14 protein-coding genes are annotated in these 16,202 nt (G+C 62.1%); 5 read left to right on the top strand and 9 right to left on the bottom strand.

Features of this window, described 5'->3' with window-relative positions; genetic code table 11:
* Position 1 precedes the first annotated feature (1 nt).
* Complete coding sequence (locus ACD590_RS03065) at positions 2-1,252, bottom strand: class I SAM-dependent RNA methyltransferase (protein WP_439002116.1); 1,251 nt, start codon at positions 1,250-1,252, stop codon at positions 2-4.
* Positions 1,249-2,034 (bottom strand): TlyA family RNA methyltransferase, encoded by a 786-nt coding sequence (locus tag ACD590_RS03070; protein WP_439002117.1) that lies wholly within the window; start codon positions 2,032-2,034, stop codon positions 1,249-1,251. Before ACD590_RS03070 ends, ACD590_RS03065 begins: the two co-directional genes overlap by 4 nt.
* Before the next feature lie 93 nt (positions 2,035-2,127).
* On the opposite strand from ACD590_RS03070, the gene ACD590_RS03075 reads away from it, so the two are divergent.
* Both ACD590_RS03075 and ACD590_RS03080 read left to right on the top strand, forming a co-directional pair.
* Positions 2,128-3,129 (top strand): DUF4424 domain-containing protein, encoded by a 1,002-nt coding sequence (locus ACD590_RS03075; RefSeq protein WP_439002118.1) that lies wholly within the window; start codon positions 2,128-2,130, stop codon positions 3,127-3,129.
* Positions 3,130-3,348: 219 nt separating this feature from the next.
* Positions 3,349-5,286 (top strand): methyl-accepting chemotaxis protein, encoded by a 1,938-nt coding sequence (locus ACD590_RS03080; protein ID WP_130715730.1) that lies wholly within the window; start codon positions 3,349-3,351, stop codon positions 5,284-5,286.
* Between the two features lie 119 nt (positions 5,287-5,405).
* On the opposite strand, the gene dxs is transcribed toward ACD590_RS03080, so the two are convergent.
* From dxs to ACD590_RS03105, 5 genes are all read right to left on the bottom strand, one after another.
* Positions 5,406-7,322 carry a 1-deoxy-D-xylulose-5-phosphate synthase gene (dxs, locus tag ACD590_RS03085; RefSeq protein ID WP_018449327.1) on the bottom strand — a complete coding sequence of 639 codons (1,917 nt, stop codon included), beginning with the start codon at positions 7,320-7,322 and terminating at the stop codon, positions 5,406-5,408.
* A 165-nt stretch (positions 7,323-7,487) separates the two neighbouring features.
* Entirely contained in the window at positions 7,488-8,411 is a 924-nt protein-coding gene (locus ACD590_RS03090; protein ID WP_439002119.1) for a pirin family protein, read from the bottom strand.
* Between the two features lie 209 nt (positions 8,412-8,620).
* A complete protein-coding gene (locus tag ACD590_RS03095) occupies positions 8,621-9,388 on the bottom strand; it encodes an SDR family NAD(P)-dependent oxidoreductase (protein WP_439002120.1) in 768 nt (255 codons plus the stop codon).
* Between the two features lie 88 nt (positions 9,389-9,476).
* Positions 9,477-9,728, bottom strand: coding sequence for an exodeoxyribonuclease VII small subunit (locus tag ACD590_RS03100; RefSeq protein ID WP_003545921.1), 252 nt, complete (start codon positions 9,726-9,728; stop codon positions 9,477-9,479).
* 2 nt (positions 9,729-9,730) lie between these two features.
* Positions 9,731-10,666 carry a histone deacetylase family protein gene (locus ACD590_RS03105; RefSeq protein WP_033181432.1) on the bottom strand — a complete coding sequence of 312 codons (936 nt, stop codon included), beginning with the start codon at positions 10,664-10,666 and terminating at the stop codon, positions 9,731-9,733.
* A gap of 283 nt (positions 10,667-10,949) precedes the next feature.
* On the opposite strand from ACD590_RS03105, the gene ACD590_RS03110 reads away from it, so the two are divergent.
* Positions 10,950-11,351, top strand: a complete 402-nt coding sequence (locus tag ACD590_RS03110) for an acyl-CoA thioesterase (RefSeq protein ID WP_018245058.1) — start codon at positions 10,950-10,952, stop codon at positions 11,349-11,351.
* 37 nt (positions 11,352-11,388) lie between these two features.
* Here the strand turns inward: ACD590_RS03110 and ACD590_RS03115 are convergent, their stop codons facing one another.
* Both ACD590_RS03115 and ACD590_RS03120 read right to left on the bottom strand, forming a co-directional pair.
* Positions 11,389-12,000 carry a 2'-5' RNA ligase family protein gene (locus ACD590_RS03115; protein WP_439002121.1) on the bottom strand — a complete coding sequence of 204 codons (612 nt, stop codon included), beginning with the start codon at positions 11,998-12,000 and terminating at the stop codon, positions 11,389-11,391.
* A gap of 164 nt (positions 12,001-12,164) precedes the next feature.
* Complete coding sequence (locus ACD590_RS03120) at positions 12,165-13,712, bottom strand: FAD-dependent monooxygenase (protein WP_439003506.1); 1,548 nt, start codon at positions 13,710-13,712, stop codon at positions 12,165-12,167.
* Positions 13,713-14,131: 419 nt separating this feature from the next.
* Here ACD590_RS03120 and ACD590_RS03125 point away from each other — a divergent pair, with 419 nt between their 5' ends.
* A complete protein-coding gene (locus ACD590_RS03125) occupies positions 14,132-15,676 on the top strand; it encodes a methionine--tRNA ligase (protein WP_439002122.1) in 1,545 nt (514 codons plus the stop codon).
* Between the two features lie 167 nt (positions 15,677-15,843).
* Positions 15,844-16,065 (top strand): hypothetical protein, encoded by a 222-nt coding sequence (locus ACD590_RS03130; RefSeq protein ID WP_439002123.1) that lies wholly within the window; start codon positions 15,844-15,846, stop codon positions 16,063-16,065.
* Positions 16,066-16,202 lie beyond the last annotated feature (137 nt).

Raw genomic sequence — 16,202 nt, forward strand, 5'->3', positions numbered from 1 at the left:
CCTATTTCTCCAGCGTCGCCACCACCTCGACATGCGAGGTCCAGAGGAACTGGTCGATCGGCGTCACTTGCGTGATCCGGTAGCCGCCCTCGACGAGGATCGCGAGATCCCGCGCCAGCGTCAGCGGATTGCAGCTGACGGCCACGATCTTCTTCACCGCCGAACGGGCAAGCTCCTGGCACTGAAACTCGGCACCGGCGCGCGGCGGATCGAAGACGACGGCGTCATAGGGCTTGAACTCCTGCGTCATCAAAGGACGGCGAAAGAGATCGCGCTTTTCGACGGTGACCGGCTTCAGTCCTTGCGTGTTGCGGGCGGCATGATCGAGTGCGGCGAGCGCCTTTGCTTCGGCTTCGACGGCGTGCACGCGGCCGATCCGCGCCAGCCGCAGTGAAAACGTGCCGGAGCCGGCAAAGAGATCGGCGATCCGCTTCGCCTTACCGGCATGGGCAATGACCAGCTCCGCCATCGCCTCTTCCGCCGGCTTGGTCGCCTGGGTGAAACTGCCCGGCGGCGGCGAAACCTGGACGCCGCCGAATTCGACCATCGGCTTCGACGGCTCGACGAGGATTTCGCCGTTCAGCGAAACACGGGCGATGCCGCGCAGGCCAAGCGCGGTCTCGATCGCCTTGCGCCGCTGCGGGTCGGAGAGTTTCTTCACCTCGTCGACGGAGATGTCGAGGCCGGAAAGCGTTTCGAGCACCGCGACGCGGAAGGGTTCGGCGCTGGTCGCCAGCGAAGCCGCAATCGCCCTGATCGCCGGCAGTCGGGCGATGATCCCTGCCGACGAGATCGGACATTCCTCGATGGCGACGATATGGTGGCTTTCGGCCTGGTTGAATCCAACAAGCATATCCTTCTCGGTCTTGCGCGCCGCAAACACCACGCGCCGCCGCTCGCCCGGCCGGGCCGGAACGACCTCGCCAACCTCGGGTGTCAGCCCCTTCGATTTCAGCGCGTCGATGACCAGCTGGCGCTTGAAGGCGCGGTAGGGCGCGTCTGCCATATGCTGCAGCGTGCAGCCGCCGCAGGTGCCGTTGACTCCATCCGGGCCGAAATGCCGACAGGGCGGCTCCTGCCGGTCGGGCGAGGGCGCTGTGATCGACATGATCGTGCCCTGGCTCTTGACCCGGGCAATCGCCACCGTTTCCCCAGGCAGCGAAAAGGGCACATAAACAGGTCCGCCGGCGCTGCTGGCGATGCCGTCGCCCTGGGCGCCGAGCTTCTCGATCGTAACGGTTTCGGTGCTCACGGTTTCAATCCTGCCAGAAGGAATTCCTGATTGCCGTCGCCGCCGGAAATCGGAGAGGGGATGAGGCCGAGGCTTTTCCAGCCCATGTCCTCGATGAACCAGCGCTCCAGTTCCGCAGCGACGGCGGGAGCAGACGAGGGGTCCTTCAGCATCCCGCCCTTGCCGATCGCCTCGCGCCCGGCCTCGAACTGCGGCTTGACCAGCAAGATGGCGACAGCGCCCGGTTCGGCGATCTCAAGAGCCGGCGCGAGCGCCAGTTTCAGGGTGATGAAGGAGACGTCGGAAACGATGAAGGTCGCGGGATGGCCGATATCCTCTGCCGTCAGGTTGCGGGCATTGAGGCCTTCCCTGTTCGTCACCCGCGGATCGCCTGATATGCGCGGATGCATCTGCCCATGGCCGACATCGATCGCGGTGACATGCTGGGCACCGCGCAGCAGCAGCACCTCGGTAAAGCCGCCGGTGGAGGCACCGACATCGAGACATTGATGGCCGGCAGGATCGAGCCGGAAATGGTCAAGTGCTGCGGCAAGCTTCAGTGCGGCGCGCGAGACATAATCCTGCGCCGGATCGTCGATCTCGATTGCCGCGTCTGCGCCAAACAGCGCGCCGGCCTTGGTGACCACCTGGCCGCCGATCCTGACGGTGCCGCGCTGCACGGCGTCGCGGGCGCGTGAACGGCTGGCAAAGAGGCCGAGGGAGACGAGAAGCTGGTCGAGGCGTTGGGTGTTTTGATCTGACATCGGCTGTGCATGACCGGCAAAGCCGCCGGTTGCAAGCATTTTGTTCCCAAGACCGTCATTGACCCTCAAAAGCTTTCGGCGATAATCCTGCCGCGGCGATCGCGGGGCGGGCCGCAGACACGGGGGTGTTCCATGCTGAAGCTCTTCACTCTGATTGTCGCGGCAGTCATCGCATCGCCCGCGCTCGCGAACGACACCATGGCCGAGGTCAAGACCGGCGGGCTGATCTTTGCCCAATCCGATGATGTCAGCATGGCGGAAGAGGATCTCTTCATCTCCGCTTCGGAAGTGCGTGTCGACTATATCTTCGAGAATAGCTCCGACAAGGATGTCGAAAGCCTGGTCGCCTTTCCGATGCCTGACATATCAGGCCAGGTCGACAACAATTCCGCCATCTCCGATTACGACAGCGACAATTTCCTGCATTTCTCCACCGTGCAGGATGGCAGGCCGATTACCGCCAAGCTGCAGCAACGCGTCGCTTCGCTCGGCATCGACGTGACCGACGAATTCGCCAAGTTGGGCATTCCCGTCCTGCCCTATAGCCAGAAGACGACCGAGGCACTTGCCAAGCTTCCCGAAACCGTCCGCAAGGACTGGATCTCCCGCGGCGTCGTCTATCCCATGGGCGCAGGCGATGCCGCCGCCGGGGTCGACCTCGTGCCGCTCTGGACGCTGCGCTCGACCTATTGGTGGCGCACCACCTTCCCGGCAAAGAAAAAGGTCAGCGTCGAGCATCGCTACAAGCCGGCCGTCGGCGGCACCGTCGCCATCAGCTTTCTCGAAGGTGGCGAGCCGAAGGGTGATCGTTTCGAGGAATATTCGCGCAAATATTGCCTCGACGGAGATTTCGTCCGGGTTGCCCAGCAGCGTGCTCGGGAAGCCGAGGCGGGAGGCGCCAACTATACCGAAAGCAGGATCTCCTATGTGCTGTCGACCGGCGCCAACTGGGCGGGGCCGATCAAGCGCTTTCAGCTGACGATCGACAAGGGCAAGCCCGGCAGCCTCATCAGCTTCTGCGGCAGCAACGTTCAGAAGATCGGCCCGACGACCTTCCGGATGACATCAGAGGATTTCGATCCCACTAGGGATTTCGACATCCTGATCCTCAATCCTCCCGAAACGGCACAATAATCCGCAGTCTCTGCCGCTGTTGCGGTGCACAAATTTAAACAAATTTAAAGCCTGCCCATATAGGTTCGGCGTGATTGCAGCGGTTCATATGAACTGCTCGGCGCCATGAAGGCGCAAGCGTTTCCACGCCGATCATGTTCTCAGGTTCAAACATCCCGGCGGTTGCGTCTCCCGCGACCTGCCTCTCGCCGCGTCGACTGTCGTCAGGAGAAATCACCGATGTCCGCCAAAAACATATCCTTGAACGGTAAACTTGCGGCCACGTTCGCAGCCCTCATTCTTATTTTCGTCGCCATATCAGCTTTCGTTTATTCCAAGGCGACGGCGTCCGCGGCCGCTTCTGCCGAGCAGGAAAAGTCCGAGCTGCTCGTCAACCAGATCGACGATGCGCTGCAGGCAATGCTCGAGCAGGCGGTCAACCTGCGTGGCTTCATCCTCTTCCGCAGTGACAGCACCTATGGCGATGTCTTCGCCAACCGCGAGCGCATGCTGAAGGCGATTGCCGCCGCCAAGCAGACGGCGACGGGCGAGCCGCAGCTGGTCGAGATGATCGACGGCATGCAGAAGGCCGCCGACCTCTATTTCCATGAACTTGCCGAGCCGCAGACCAAGGCGCGCAAGGAAACCGACATGCCGATCGAAGAGGTCGTCAAGATCGGCGTCAACGCCACCAAGGGCCAGCTCGACGGGTTCCGCCAGGCCTCTGCCAAGATCAAGGCCACCGCGCGTGAAAAGTCGAACGCGCTTGCCGCCATCCGGGCCGATGCCAACAGCGATCTGAAGACGACGCTGCTTGCCGGCGGCATCCTCGCCTCGCTTGCGGCTGCCGTTCTCGCCTGGCTGATGTCGCGCACCATCGTCCGGCCGGTGGTCGGCATGACTGCGGCCATGGATCGCCTTGCCGGCGGTCAGAACGACATCGAGGTTCCGGCTGTCGAGCGCGGCGACGAAATTGGCCGCATGGCCCAGTCGGTCCTGGTCTTCAAGCAGGCGGCGATCGAGAAGCTGCGCCTTGCCGGCGAGACCGACCGCATGCGCGACGACGCCGAGCGCCAGCGCCGGGCAGGCGACGAGCAGAAGGCGCGCGAGGAAGGCGAGATCCGCTATGCCATCGACGCCTTGGCGGGCGGCCTTGCCGAGCTTGCCAATGGCGATATGGCCGGTCGTATCCAGACGCCGTTCGCCTCGCAATATGACAGCCTGCGCAATGACTTCAACCATGCCGTCGAAAAGCTGCAGGCGGCGCTGCAATCGGTCGGCCGCAACGCTTCGGCGATCAATGCCGGCGCCGGCGAAATCCGCTCGGCCGCCGACGATCTTGCCCACCGCACCGAGCAGCAGGCTGCCGCCGTCGAACAGACCGCCGCAGCGCTCGAAGAAGTGACGACGACCGTCCGCGACAGCGCCAAGCGCGCCGAGGATGTCGGCAATCTCGTCGAGCGCACCCGCCTCGGCGCCGAGAAATCAGGCGAGGTCGTCCGCAAGGCGGTCTCTGCCATGCAGCAGATCGAGAAGTCCTCGGGCGAAATCTCCAACATTATCGGCGTCATCGATGACATCGCCTTCCAGACCAACCTGCTGGCGCTGAACGCAGGCGTCGAAGCGGCGCGTGCCGGCGATGCCGGCAAGGGCTTTGCCGTCGTCGCCCAGGAAGTGCGCGAGCTCGCCCAGCGCTCGGCCAAGGCGGCCAAGGAGATCAAGGCGCTGATCACCACATCGGGCGAACAGGTCGTTGCCGGCGTCGGCCTCGTCGGCGAGACCGGCAAGGCGCTGGAGGTCATCGTCTCCGAGGTGCAGGAGATCAACCACCACGTCAACGCCATCGTCACCGCCACCCGCGAACAGTCGATCGGCCTGCAGGAGATCAACACCGCCGTCAACAACATGGACCAGGGTACGCAGCAGAACGCGGCCATGGTCGAGGAACAGACCGCGGCCAGCCATGCGCTCGCCCAGGAGGCAAACGCCCTCGACGAGCTGCTGCGCCAGTTCAAGCTCGGCCAGGCGGCCCCGGCGCCGCGCGCTGCCGTCGCTGGCACCAACGCCCGTCCGGTCGCCTCACCAGCCCACGCCCTGACCCGCACCGTCGCCAAGGCTTTCGGCGGAAGACAGGCAGCTGCTACGGCTACCGTTCAGGAGGAATGGACGGAGTTCTGAGAGGGCCCTTCGCAGGGACGTTAAATGAAGAGGGCGGTGCAGTGATGCGCCGCCCTTTTTTATTGAGAGGGCCCTGCTTGGCGGCGGGTGAGTGCCACACGGCACGCCCTCACATAATCTTATCCCGCAACCCCAACCGCAACGCCACGTCCCAGCGCCCTGAACACCGTCGAGACGATGCCGGCGCGGTCGAGGCCGGCGTGGGCGTTCATGGCTTCGGGCTTGGCCTGTTCCATCCAGATGTCGGGCATGACGAGCGAGCGCAGCTTCAGGCCGTTGTCGAGCAGGCCTTCGGTGGCAAGGAAATGCATCACATGGCTGCCGAAACCGCCGATCGAGCCTTCCTCGACGGTGATCACCATCTCGTGGTGGCGGGCAAGCTGGCGGATCAGGTCGTGGTCGAGCGGCTTGGCGAAACGTGCATCGGCGACCGTCGTCGAAAGCCCCGCAGCATCGAGATCCTCGGCGGCCAGCAGACAATCGGCAAGCCGGGTGCCGAAGGAGAGCAGCGCCACCTTGGTGCCTTCCTTGACGATGCGGCCCTTGCCGATCTGCAGGATTTCGCCGCGCGCCGGCATGTCGACGCCGACACCTTCGCCGCGCGGATAGCGGAACGAGATCGGCCCGCCATCATAGGCGACAGCCGTGCGCACCATATGCTTGAGTTCGGCCTCGTCGGCCGCCGCCATCACCACGAAGCCAGGCAGGGTGGTGAGGAAGGCGGTGTCGAAGGAGCCAGCATGGGTCGGTCCGTCGGCGCCGACGAAGCCGGCGCGGTCGATCGGGAAACGCACCGGCAGTCCCTGGATCGCCACGTCATGCACGACCTGGTCGTAAGCGCGCTGCAGGAACGTGGAATAGAGGGCGGCGAACGGCTTGTAGCCTTCCGCCGCGAGGCCGGCAGCGAAAGTGACGGCATGCTGTTCGGCAATACCGACGTCGAAGCAGCGCGACGGAAAGGCCTCGGCGAGCTTGTCGAGGCCGGTACCATTAGGCATGGCGGCGGTGATGCCGACGATCTTGTCGTCAAGGGCGGCTTCCTGCACCAGCGCTTCGGCAAAGACGCTGGTATAGCTCGGCGCATTCGGCTTGACCCTTGCCTGGGCGCCGGTGATGACGTCGAACTTGTTGACACCGTGATATTTGTCGGCCGCGGCTTCCGCCGGCGGATAGCCCTTGCCCTTCTGCGTGACGACATGGATCAGCACCGGTCCGCGACCATTGTCGCGCACATTGCGCAACACAGGCAGCAGGTGGTCGAAGGAATGCCCGTCGATCGGGCCGATATGGTAGAAGCCCATCTCCTCGAACATCGTGCCGCCGGTGACGTAGCCGCGCGCATGCTCGACGGCGCGGGTGATCGCCCGGTCGATGTTCTTGCCGAGATAGGCCGTCAGCTTCTTGCCGAAGTCACGGAAGCCCATATAGGTGCGCCCCGAAGCGAGACGGGCAAGATAGGCGCTCATTGCGCCCGTCGGCGGCGCGATCGACATATCGTTGTCGTTGAGGATGACGATGAGGCGGGCGTCGAGGGCGCCGGCATTGTTCAGCGCTTCATAGGCCATGCCGGCCGACATCGCTCCGTCGCCGATGACGGCGATGACGCGGCGGTCTGATTTGTCGAGGTCGGCGGCAATCGCCATGCCGAGGCCGGCCGAGATCGATGTCGAGGAATGCGCGGCGCCGAACGGATCATATTCGCTCTCCGCCCGACGGGTGAAGCCGGACAGCCCGTCTTCCTGGCGCAGCGTCCGGATGCGGTCACGCCGGCCGGTGAGAATCTTGTGCGGATAACATTGATGGCCGACATCGAAGATCAGCCGATCATCAGGTGTGTCGAAGACGCTGTGGATGGCGATCGTCAATTCGACGACGCCGAGACCGGCGCCCAGATGGCCGCCGGTGCGCGACACTGCATCGATCATTTCGTCCCGGACTTCGCGGGCAAGCTGCGGTAGGTCGCGATCCTCGAGCTTGCGCAGGTCGGCGGGATAGATGACCTGGTCGAGCAGGGGGGTCTTCGGCAGTTGTGTCACGGGCGGGCGCTCTTTCTTGCTTTTCCTTGTTCCGCTTTATTCGATTAGATTGCGGCAAAACAAGTGCATTTCAGGAACCGAAGCTTTTCACCTTAGAGCATGGTGCCGGAAAGTGTGAGCGGTTTTAGGCGGATATCCTGGTCTATTTCGTTCATTTCGTGTCGTTCAGCCTTCCGGCAAAGGCACGAATTCCTCTTCGTCACCGGGAACGATATCGAAGCGGCCGGTGCGCCATTCCTCCTTGGCCTGTTCGATCCGCTCCTTCGAGGAGGACACGAAATTCCACCAGATATAACGTTTCGAATTGAGCGCTGCCCCTCCGAAGAGCATCAGGTGACAGCCATCGCGGCCGGCTTCCAGCGTGATCGCATCACCTGGCCGGAAGACCAGCAGCTGGTCGGCAGCGAAACGGTCGCCTGATATGACGACCTCGCCCGACAGCACATAGACGGCGCGCTCCTCGTGGCCCGCGCCGAAGGGAAATTTGGCGCCCGGCTGCAGGTCGAGATCGACATAGAGCGTGTCGGAGAAAACGCCGACGGGTGATGTCATGCCTTCGAACGAGCCGATGACCACGCGCCCGCGTACGCCTGCCGTTTCGATCAGCGGCATGGCGGACTTTTCCGTGTGGGCGAAGGAAGGATCGATCTCCTCCTTGTCGTCGGGCAGCGCCAGCCAGGTCTGCAGCCCCGACATCAGCAGCGGATGGCCGCGCAGATTGTCCGGGGTGCGCTCGGAATGCACGATGCCGCGGCCGGCCGTCATCAGGTTGATATCGCCGGGATGGATGACCTTTTCGGTGCCGAGGCTGTCGCGATGGCGGATCTCGCCGTCGAACAGATAGGTGACCGTCGACAGCCCGATATGCGGATGCGGCTTGACGTCGAGCGCCTCGTCCGGCTTCAGGATCGCAGGCCCCATGCGGTCGAAGAAGATGAACGGCCCGACCAGCCGTCGCTGCCGACTGGGAAGCGCGCGGCGCACCTGAAAACCGCCGATATCGCTGGTGCGCGGGATGATCAGGTTCTCGATCGCGTCGCAGGCGAAGGTATCGCCGGGCAGGGGATCTTTACCGGGAAAGAAGGACATCAGGGATCTCCGATCACTACAGTGCCGCGCGTCTTTCAGACGCACAAAGGATGCTATAGTTTTGAATTGCTGCATAATTTGTCCTTAAATCGATGTCGATTTAAGGAATGAGGCAGTCGCGCATCGACCAGGGATAGCAATTAGCGCGCCGCACGTCCAACGGGACGTGCCAAGGACGCCCTAACTTTGAAGCGCGCCGCACGGATGGCTCAGATTGCGGTGAAGCCATTATCGACGAAGAGATGGGCGCCGTTGACGAAACTCGATTCGTCGCTGGCGAGATAAAGGGCAGCCCGCGCGACGTCTTCGGGCTCGCCGATCCGCCCCTGCTGCGCGGCAATGGCGGCATCCGAAACGTCGACGCCGAGCGCCTGCAGATCGGCCACCTCGCGCAGGCCATGCGGCGTGCGGATGAAGCCCGGGCAAACGGCATTGCAGCGGATGTTGCGGTCACGGAATTCCACCGCGATGGCGCGGGCAAACATATGCACGGCACCCTTGGTCGTGTCGTAAAGCACTTCCATCGGCGTGGCGGCGACCGCCGAGATTGACGAGGTGCAGACGATCGATCCGCCGCCGCTCTCAATCATCTTCGGCAGCACGGCCTTGGTCATCAGAAACATCGAGCGCACATTGACGGCATGCAGCCAGTCCCATTCCTGAAGCGTCGTTTCCAGGAAAGGTTTGATGACGATGGTGCCGGCATGGTTGAAAAGCACGGTCACTGAGCCGTAGCGTTCTTCGACACCGGCGACGGCGGCAATGACGGCTGCTTCGTCCGAGACGTCGGCCGTCCAGTATTCGGCCTCGCCGCCGGCATCACGGATGGCTTGGACGGTCTCGGCTGCTGCATCACCATTGCGGTCGATGATCGCAACGCGCGCGCCTTCCGCCGCAAAAAGCTTCGAGGCGGCACCGCCCATGCCGGTCGCGCCGCCTGAGATAATGGCGACCTTGCCCTTCAACCTGTCCGTCATTTCCTTGTCCCCTCATCGTTTTGGATGGGGATCATAGATCGGTCTGAAGCCGATAGCCAAGCGCCTTAAAAAGGGAGTTTGCTGCGCCTCAGGCGCCGTCCAGCGGCTCGACGCCCTGCGGCTTGCCGGCGCGGTCGAGCCTAATCTTCTCGATGCGGTTCTCGGCGGCCGAAAGCAGCGTCTCGCAATGTTTCTTCAGCGCTTCGCCGCGCTCGTAGATCTCGATTGATTCATCCAGCGCCACATCGCCACGTTCCAGCCGGGCGACGATGCTTTCGAGTTCGGCGACCGCCTTTTCGAAGGAAAGGCCGGACACCTCCGGCTTGGCGCTGTCAGTCATTCTCAACCCTTCATCATTCTCAGAATATGCATGCCCGCCGATTCGGCGAGTCCCTCGAGATCATAACCGCCTTCGAGCAGGCTGACGACCCGGTTCTTCGCGTACCGGTCCGCCAGTTCGAGCACACGCCCGGTCGCCCAGTCGAAATCCTCACCGGTCAGGTTGATCTGCGCCAGCGGATCGCGGTGATGTGCGTCGAAGCCGGCGGAGATGATGATGAGATCCGGCCGGAAATCGTCAAGCGCGGGCAGCACGCGTGATTTGAACGCCTCGCGGAAGTGGTCGCTGCCGACATTCGGCGAAAGCGGCGCGTTGACGATGGTGTTATGCGTACCCTTCTCGTCCTTGGCGCCGGTGCCGGGATAAAGCGGCATCTGATGCGTCGAGCAGAACAGCACCGAGGCATCGTCCCAGAAGATATCCTGCGTGCCGTTGCCGTGATGCACGTCCCAATCGACGATGGCGATGCGCTCGGCGCCATGCGTCTTCTGCGCATGCCGGGCGGCGATTGCCGCATTGTTGAAGAAGCAGAAGCCCATCGCCGTCATCTTCTCGGCATGGTGCCCCGGCGGGCGGGCGGCGACGAAGACATTGTCGGCCCGGCCGGTAAAGACGTCGTCGACCGCCGCCATCGCCCCGCCGATGCCGGTCAGCGCCGCCTGCAGGCTCTTGCTGCTGGCATAGGTATCGGCTTCGATCTGGTTGATCTCACCCTCTTCCTCGGGGATCTCCCGCATGACGGCGATGAGATGTTCTTCGGGATGGGCAAGCAGCACCGCATCCTCATTCGCCTGCGGCGCCTGCCGGCGCTCCAGCCGCTCGAAATTCGGATGTTCCAGCGCGACATTGATGGCGCGGATCCTGTCCGATCGCTCCGGATGGCCGGCGGGCGTCACATGTTCCAGGAAGATCGGGTGTTCATAAAGACGGGTGCTCATGAAGACACTCTATCGGTCGCTTATGTCATGTGCCACAGCAGATGGGGCATCATCGGTCGATTTCAACAAGCGCTCTGCCGCCGTCCAACCGTTCGCCTGTCACAACTGTCTCAGTTACGCCGTTTCTGTCGAACAGCTCCATTGCAACGGAGCCGCGCCTTTCCGGTGCGTGAAGGACACTGTAACACTTTGAACTATTGCGTAATTTTATCCTTAAGCCAGTTCCGATATAAGCTATTATGAAGTAGTGTTGCCATGGGAACTCTGTAAGGCAGATCTGTTGATGAGTCAGTCGAAACGTCCTGATGTGGCGGAAATACGTGTGCCGTTTCGCGATGTCGATATGACCGGCCAGATGTTTCTGGCCTCCTATATTTCCTATGCAGAGTCCGTCCTTGCGAGCTTCTGGTCCTCACGGCCCGATGTCGATGACGAACCGGTCTATAGCCCCAGCAAGGTTTCCTGCATGCTGCACCGTCCGCTGCACTACGATGAGCTGGCAACCTTCACCGCCACCGTCGACAAGATCGGCATGCATTCCATCGGCCTCCTCGTTGCGATCGACACCGGGGAGGAGCGTGCCGCCGAGGTCGAGATCATCTGGCAGGCCCGCACCCGCGAGGACCAGTCGCCGGCCTCGCTGCCGGAGGAAACGCGCGACTGGCTTTATCGGTTTTTGGATTAGGGGCAAAGCAGAGCCGATCGACCAGCCAGAATTGCCACTAGGTGCTTTTGCCTCGGAGGAGTGGCTCGCTGAGTATATTGATCTCGACGCTTGGATAAACGCGCTCTTCCAGCAATTTAAGGGATCCAACCTTCATTGCCTTGGGCAATAAGCCTGCGTCGAAGTTGACTGCTGGTAGCCTGTCTTCTGCAAAAAATCTGAACAGTGTTATGTGCGCTATTCGGGGCGGGGTTGCACGCCACTGTTCGAAGCAGATGGCATGTGAAATGGCCGAACGAAGCCTGCGCAATTCCGCCGGCTCCTCTGCCTTTACGAAGATAGCGGCTTCCGAAGCAGCCACCTCATGAAAATGGAGCTCAAATGGCGGGGTCTCTTCGACCAATCTCTCCACGATTTCCTTCCATCTTTCCCCATTCAGCTTCCAGACCTCGTCGTTTGGAATACTGAATTGGGCCGCGGCGTTGACCAGGGTGACGACCGTCAAGTGCAGGCTCTTGGCCGGGACGCGTGAGAGCGGCGCATCGCTGTCTCGCTCGATCCTGTCCTGCAAGTTGCAGAGCTTTGACAGAGCTTCGCCATCGGGAAAAAACTGCAGGTGAAACGCGCAGCACTGCTTAAACCACAGCGTATCGACCTTCGTGCGGATCACAGCAGCAGGTCCTTCTATCCAACACGGGCACGCCGCGCCGTGAGCGTGCAATTCCCATGTCTTGCTATCACATCACGAAACCGCTCGCCAATGATGGCAGGCGCCTGCTAGGCATCCGCGATGGTGATGGAAGTCTTGGAGACATTCGTTAAGATGGCGGCACCTTATCCGCCATCATGGACAGCAAACCAACGCGATCCGGCTTCGACAGCGTCTTCAGGATTCGACTCGCCCTCACAGGCCCAGGCGACAATTCCATCCGGACGGACAAGCAGGGCGGTCAGTCCCAGCCGGTCCTTCACCTCACCCTCGACATATTTGACCCGGTCATCCCAACGGCGTGCGATCGACCGGAGCGGTGCGCGGTCGCCGAAGTCGATCAGCAGACCGGTTCCGTCGGCGAGCAGGGCGGCGAGCCTGGTACCGTCGGTCCATTCGAAGTCCGGGACGCTGCGGCCGACCAGTGCGTGGCCGTCGCCGAGATCGTAGCGCATCGACGCATTCCAGACCCGGTCGGCGAAATAGGTGGCCCCGTCGCGGGTGGCGATGAGATCGCGGATGATGGATTCCATCGCCCGGGCATGCGGGCTTGGCCGCATGATCGAGACCTGCGCCCGCGACCAGGCGAGAATCTGTTCACCGATCGGATGCCGTTCGCTGAAATAGCTGTCGAGCAGTCCGTCCGGCGCTTCACCGCGGACGGTGGCGGCCAGTTTCCATCCAAGGTTCATGGCGTCACCAAGTCCGAGATTGAGCCCTTGCCCGCCGAGCGGCGAATGAATATGGGCCGCGTCACCGGCAAGCAGCACCCGGCCCTTGCGGTATTCTGTCGCCTGCTGGGCGCGGTCGGTCCAACTGGTGGCGACGCGCAGCGCGGTCAGCGTGACATCGGTCTGCGATATCCGCCGCAGCACCGCTTGCACATGCGCAAGCGTGATCGGTCCGGTGCGGTGAGATGCGCCGCTGTCAAACTCCACCATGCCGAAATGGCCGGGCTGCGTCTGGAAATACATGCCGGTCGGCGTCAGCTGTCGGCCGAGCTTCAGCTTTTCCGGGTCAGCCAGATCGACCTGCACGGAATAGCCGGTAAACTCGGGATCGGTTCCGACGAAGGAAAAGCCGCCCCCCTTGCGCACCATGCTGCGGCCACCGTCGCAGCCGACCAGCCAACGGCCCTCAAAACTCTGATCTCCAGCTTGGATCATGACCCCGTCGGCTGATTGTGCCAAACCTTCGACGCGCACACCCCGTCTGATCTCGACGCCGATGGACTGCGCGCGGTCGGCAAGGACGGTCTCGACCCGTTCCATTTCTGCCGCCATATTGCTGTCGGCGGGGCTCGGCAGTCGATAGGCCCAGTTCGAGGGATTGATCCTGTCATAATCGAAGGGGATGCCGGCGAAGTGTCCGGCCTGCTTGCGCGGTTTTCCCTCTGGCTTTGCCTTACGCCCGGGCGCTTCAAGGGAATCGAGCAGGCCGCGCCTGTAGAACGCTTCAATCGTCGGCAGCGTCAGGCCGCGCATGCCGAAGGGCAGCTTTTTCAACGGCGAGTGCGGGCTTTCCGCCTGCTCCAGCACCAGCACGGAGACCCTCGCAAGCCTGAGCTCGCAGGCCAGCAACAAGCCGACCGGCCCGGCGCCTGCAATCACGACATCGAAGAGAAAAGACGTTGGGTGGCGATTATTCTCCTTTTGGTCGTTCGACCGGAGCAGTTCGTCGTTCTGACAACCACACGGACGAACGGTGGGCGCTCTCAGCGTCCGACGTTCGTCGCGGTCTCATGCCTGGGGCAGGGGACAGAGCTTCCGTTTCCAGAAGGACTTGGGCTTACCAAACCAAGTCTGCCTTTTCCGACACCGGCAGCATATCGGCATGCCGTTTGGTCTGCAACGGCTCCGTGACAAGGCAGAAGCACCATTCCCGGTCGAAGTGCACGCTTGTCCGAAACCGCTCTTGATGATAGGAAAATCGCATGGACAACACCGTGATCAGCACTTTCGTGATGATGATGCCGCGCTCATAGCGTGGCGGGTTTTGTGCGTCCAGAATGCACCAGCGACCGCCCTCGAGGCGGTCTTTTCATGGGGCGATCCGTCTCGCGGGCATTAACAGCCTTCGAAAGGAAACGCCGATGAACAAGATCTATATCACCACCTCCATCCCCTATGTGAATGCCGCGCCGCATGTGGGCTTCGCTCTCGAGCTCGTCCAGGCCGATGCCTATGCCCGCCATTTCCGGCTTCTCGGCCACGACGTGCGCTTCCAGTGCGGAACCGACGACAACAGCCTGAAGAATGTCCGGTCGGCGGAAGCAGCGGGACTAGAGGTGAGGGACTTCGTCAATGCCAACGCTGACAGGTTCGAGCACCTTGGCGGCCTGCTCGATATCTCCAACGAGGAATTCGTCCGCACGTCGCGCGATCCGAGGCATATTGCCTGCGTCCACGCCTTGTGGAGGGCATGCGCTGAAAATGGCGACCTCTATCGCAAGGCCTATGAGGGCCTCTATTGCGTCGGGTGCGAGCAATTCTACGAGCCGTCGGAACTCGATGACGGGCGCTGCCCGGAACACGACATTGCCCTTGAGACCATCCGTGAGGAGAACTGGTTCTTCCGCCTCTCGCGATACGGCGACCGGCTGCTTGAGCTCGTCGAGACCGGCGAGCTTCGGATCGTTCCAGCCCATCGTCGCAACGAGGTCCTTGCCCTTTTGCGGCGCGGCTTGAGCGACATCAGCGTGTCGCGCAGCGCCGAACGGGCGCGCGGCTGGGGTGTGCCCGTCCCCGATGGGGATGAGGTCGTCTACGTCTGGTTCGATGCATTGGCGAACTACCTCACAGGTCTCAGCCACGGGTCCGATCCAACCCTGCTGCAGCACTATTGGAACGGCGGCCAACGCATCCACGTCGTCGGCAAGGGCATCTCCAAGTTCCACGCCATCTACTGGCCGGCCATCCTGCTTTCCGCAGGCCTGCCGCCACCTTCGTCGATCCTGGTTCACGGCTACGTCACGGTCGACGGCCGGAAGATCGGCAAGTCGGCCGGCAACGGCATCGATCCGGAACGCATCATCCAATCCTACGAAACGCCCGACGCACTGCGATATTACCTGCTCCGGCATATACGCTCGGGTGACGATGGCGATTTCTCAGACGAGCGTCTGGAAGCCGCCTGGTCGGGAGAGTTGGCAGGGCAGCTCGGAAATCTCGCCAACCGGGTCCTTGCCCTTCTGTCGACCTCGTTCAACGGCATCGTTCCGTCGGTGCCAGACAGCGAGCTTGTGGAGGAGGCTGCCCGCCTTCCGGAGAAGGTGGCTCGAGCCTTCGCTGCCTACGAGCTCCATGTCGGCCTCGCGGATATTTTCGAGTTCATCGGTGCGGCGAACAGGCGGTTTGCACAACGCGCGCCATGGGCCGATGCGAAAGCCCTGCTTGCCGATCTTACGCCGGACGATCGGAAGGCGACCGCGACCCGTCTTGGCACTTCCCTGGCCGAGCAGGTCCACGGCCTTGCGATCATCGCCCGCTGCCTCCTGCCGTTCCTGCCAAGCTCGGCCGCAAAGCTGCATTCCAGGCTCGGAATACCGTCTCCTCGCCTCTATCGGGACCCCTTGATGGTGGCTGGAGTCAAAGCCGCCCCGCAAGCCGTGCTCTTTCCGCAAAGAGCGGCGGCTTGAAGGGGAAACAGCCCGAGATGCTCTGCGCTGCAACTAGCCAGCGCAGGGTTTTGACGTGATCCAGAATGTCATGAAAGTTTCATATTCAGGCTATTTCCGGAAGCGGGAAAATAATCTACTATTTTAGTCAGGAAACGAGATTTCCTGAAACAACGAAAGGATACTGATTGGAGATATTTCTTGTGGTTACCGTGCTCGTTGGAGGCTTCGCACTGATCTTTGCGCTGATCGTAAGGGCAGAAAGAGGCGCCACCACCCAGACCACCGCAAACACCAAGCGCAGGTGGGGCAATTCGGAAGGCTCCGGCGATGGAGGTGGAGGCTGGTTCGATGCCTCAGGTGACGGCGGCTGTGATGGCGGTGGCGGAGATGGCGGAGGAGGAGACTAAATCAAACTGAAATCGATAGAATGCCCGACCGCCTCAAGGCGGTTTTTTGTTGCCCGGATTCCAGGCCGTATCGAGACGGCCATACCGCGGGACCATCAGACGGAGCTGTCGAAGGCTATTTGACGGGCAAGTGGACC

Source organism: Rhizobium sp. 862_C5_N1_2, assembly GCF_051811205.1.
Classification (GTDB): domain Bacteria; phylum Pseudomonadota; class Alphaproteobacteria; order Rhizobiales; family Rhizobiaceae; genus Rhizobium; species Rhizobium leguminosarum.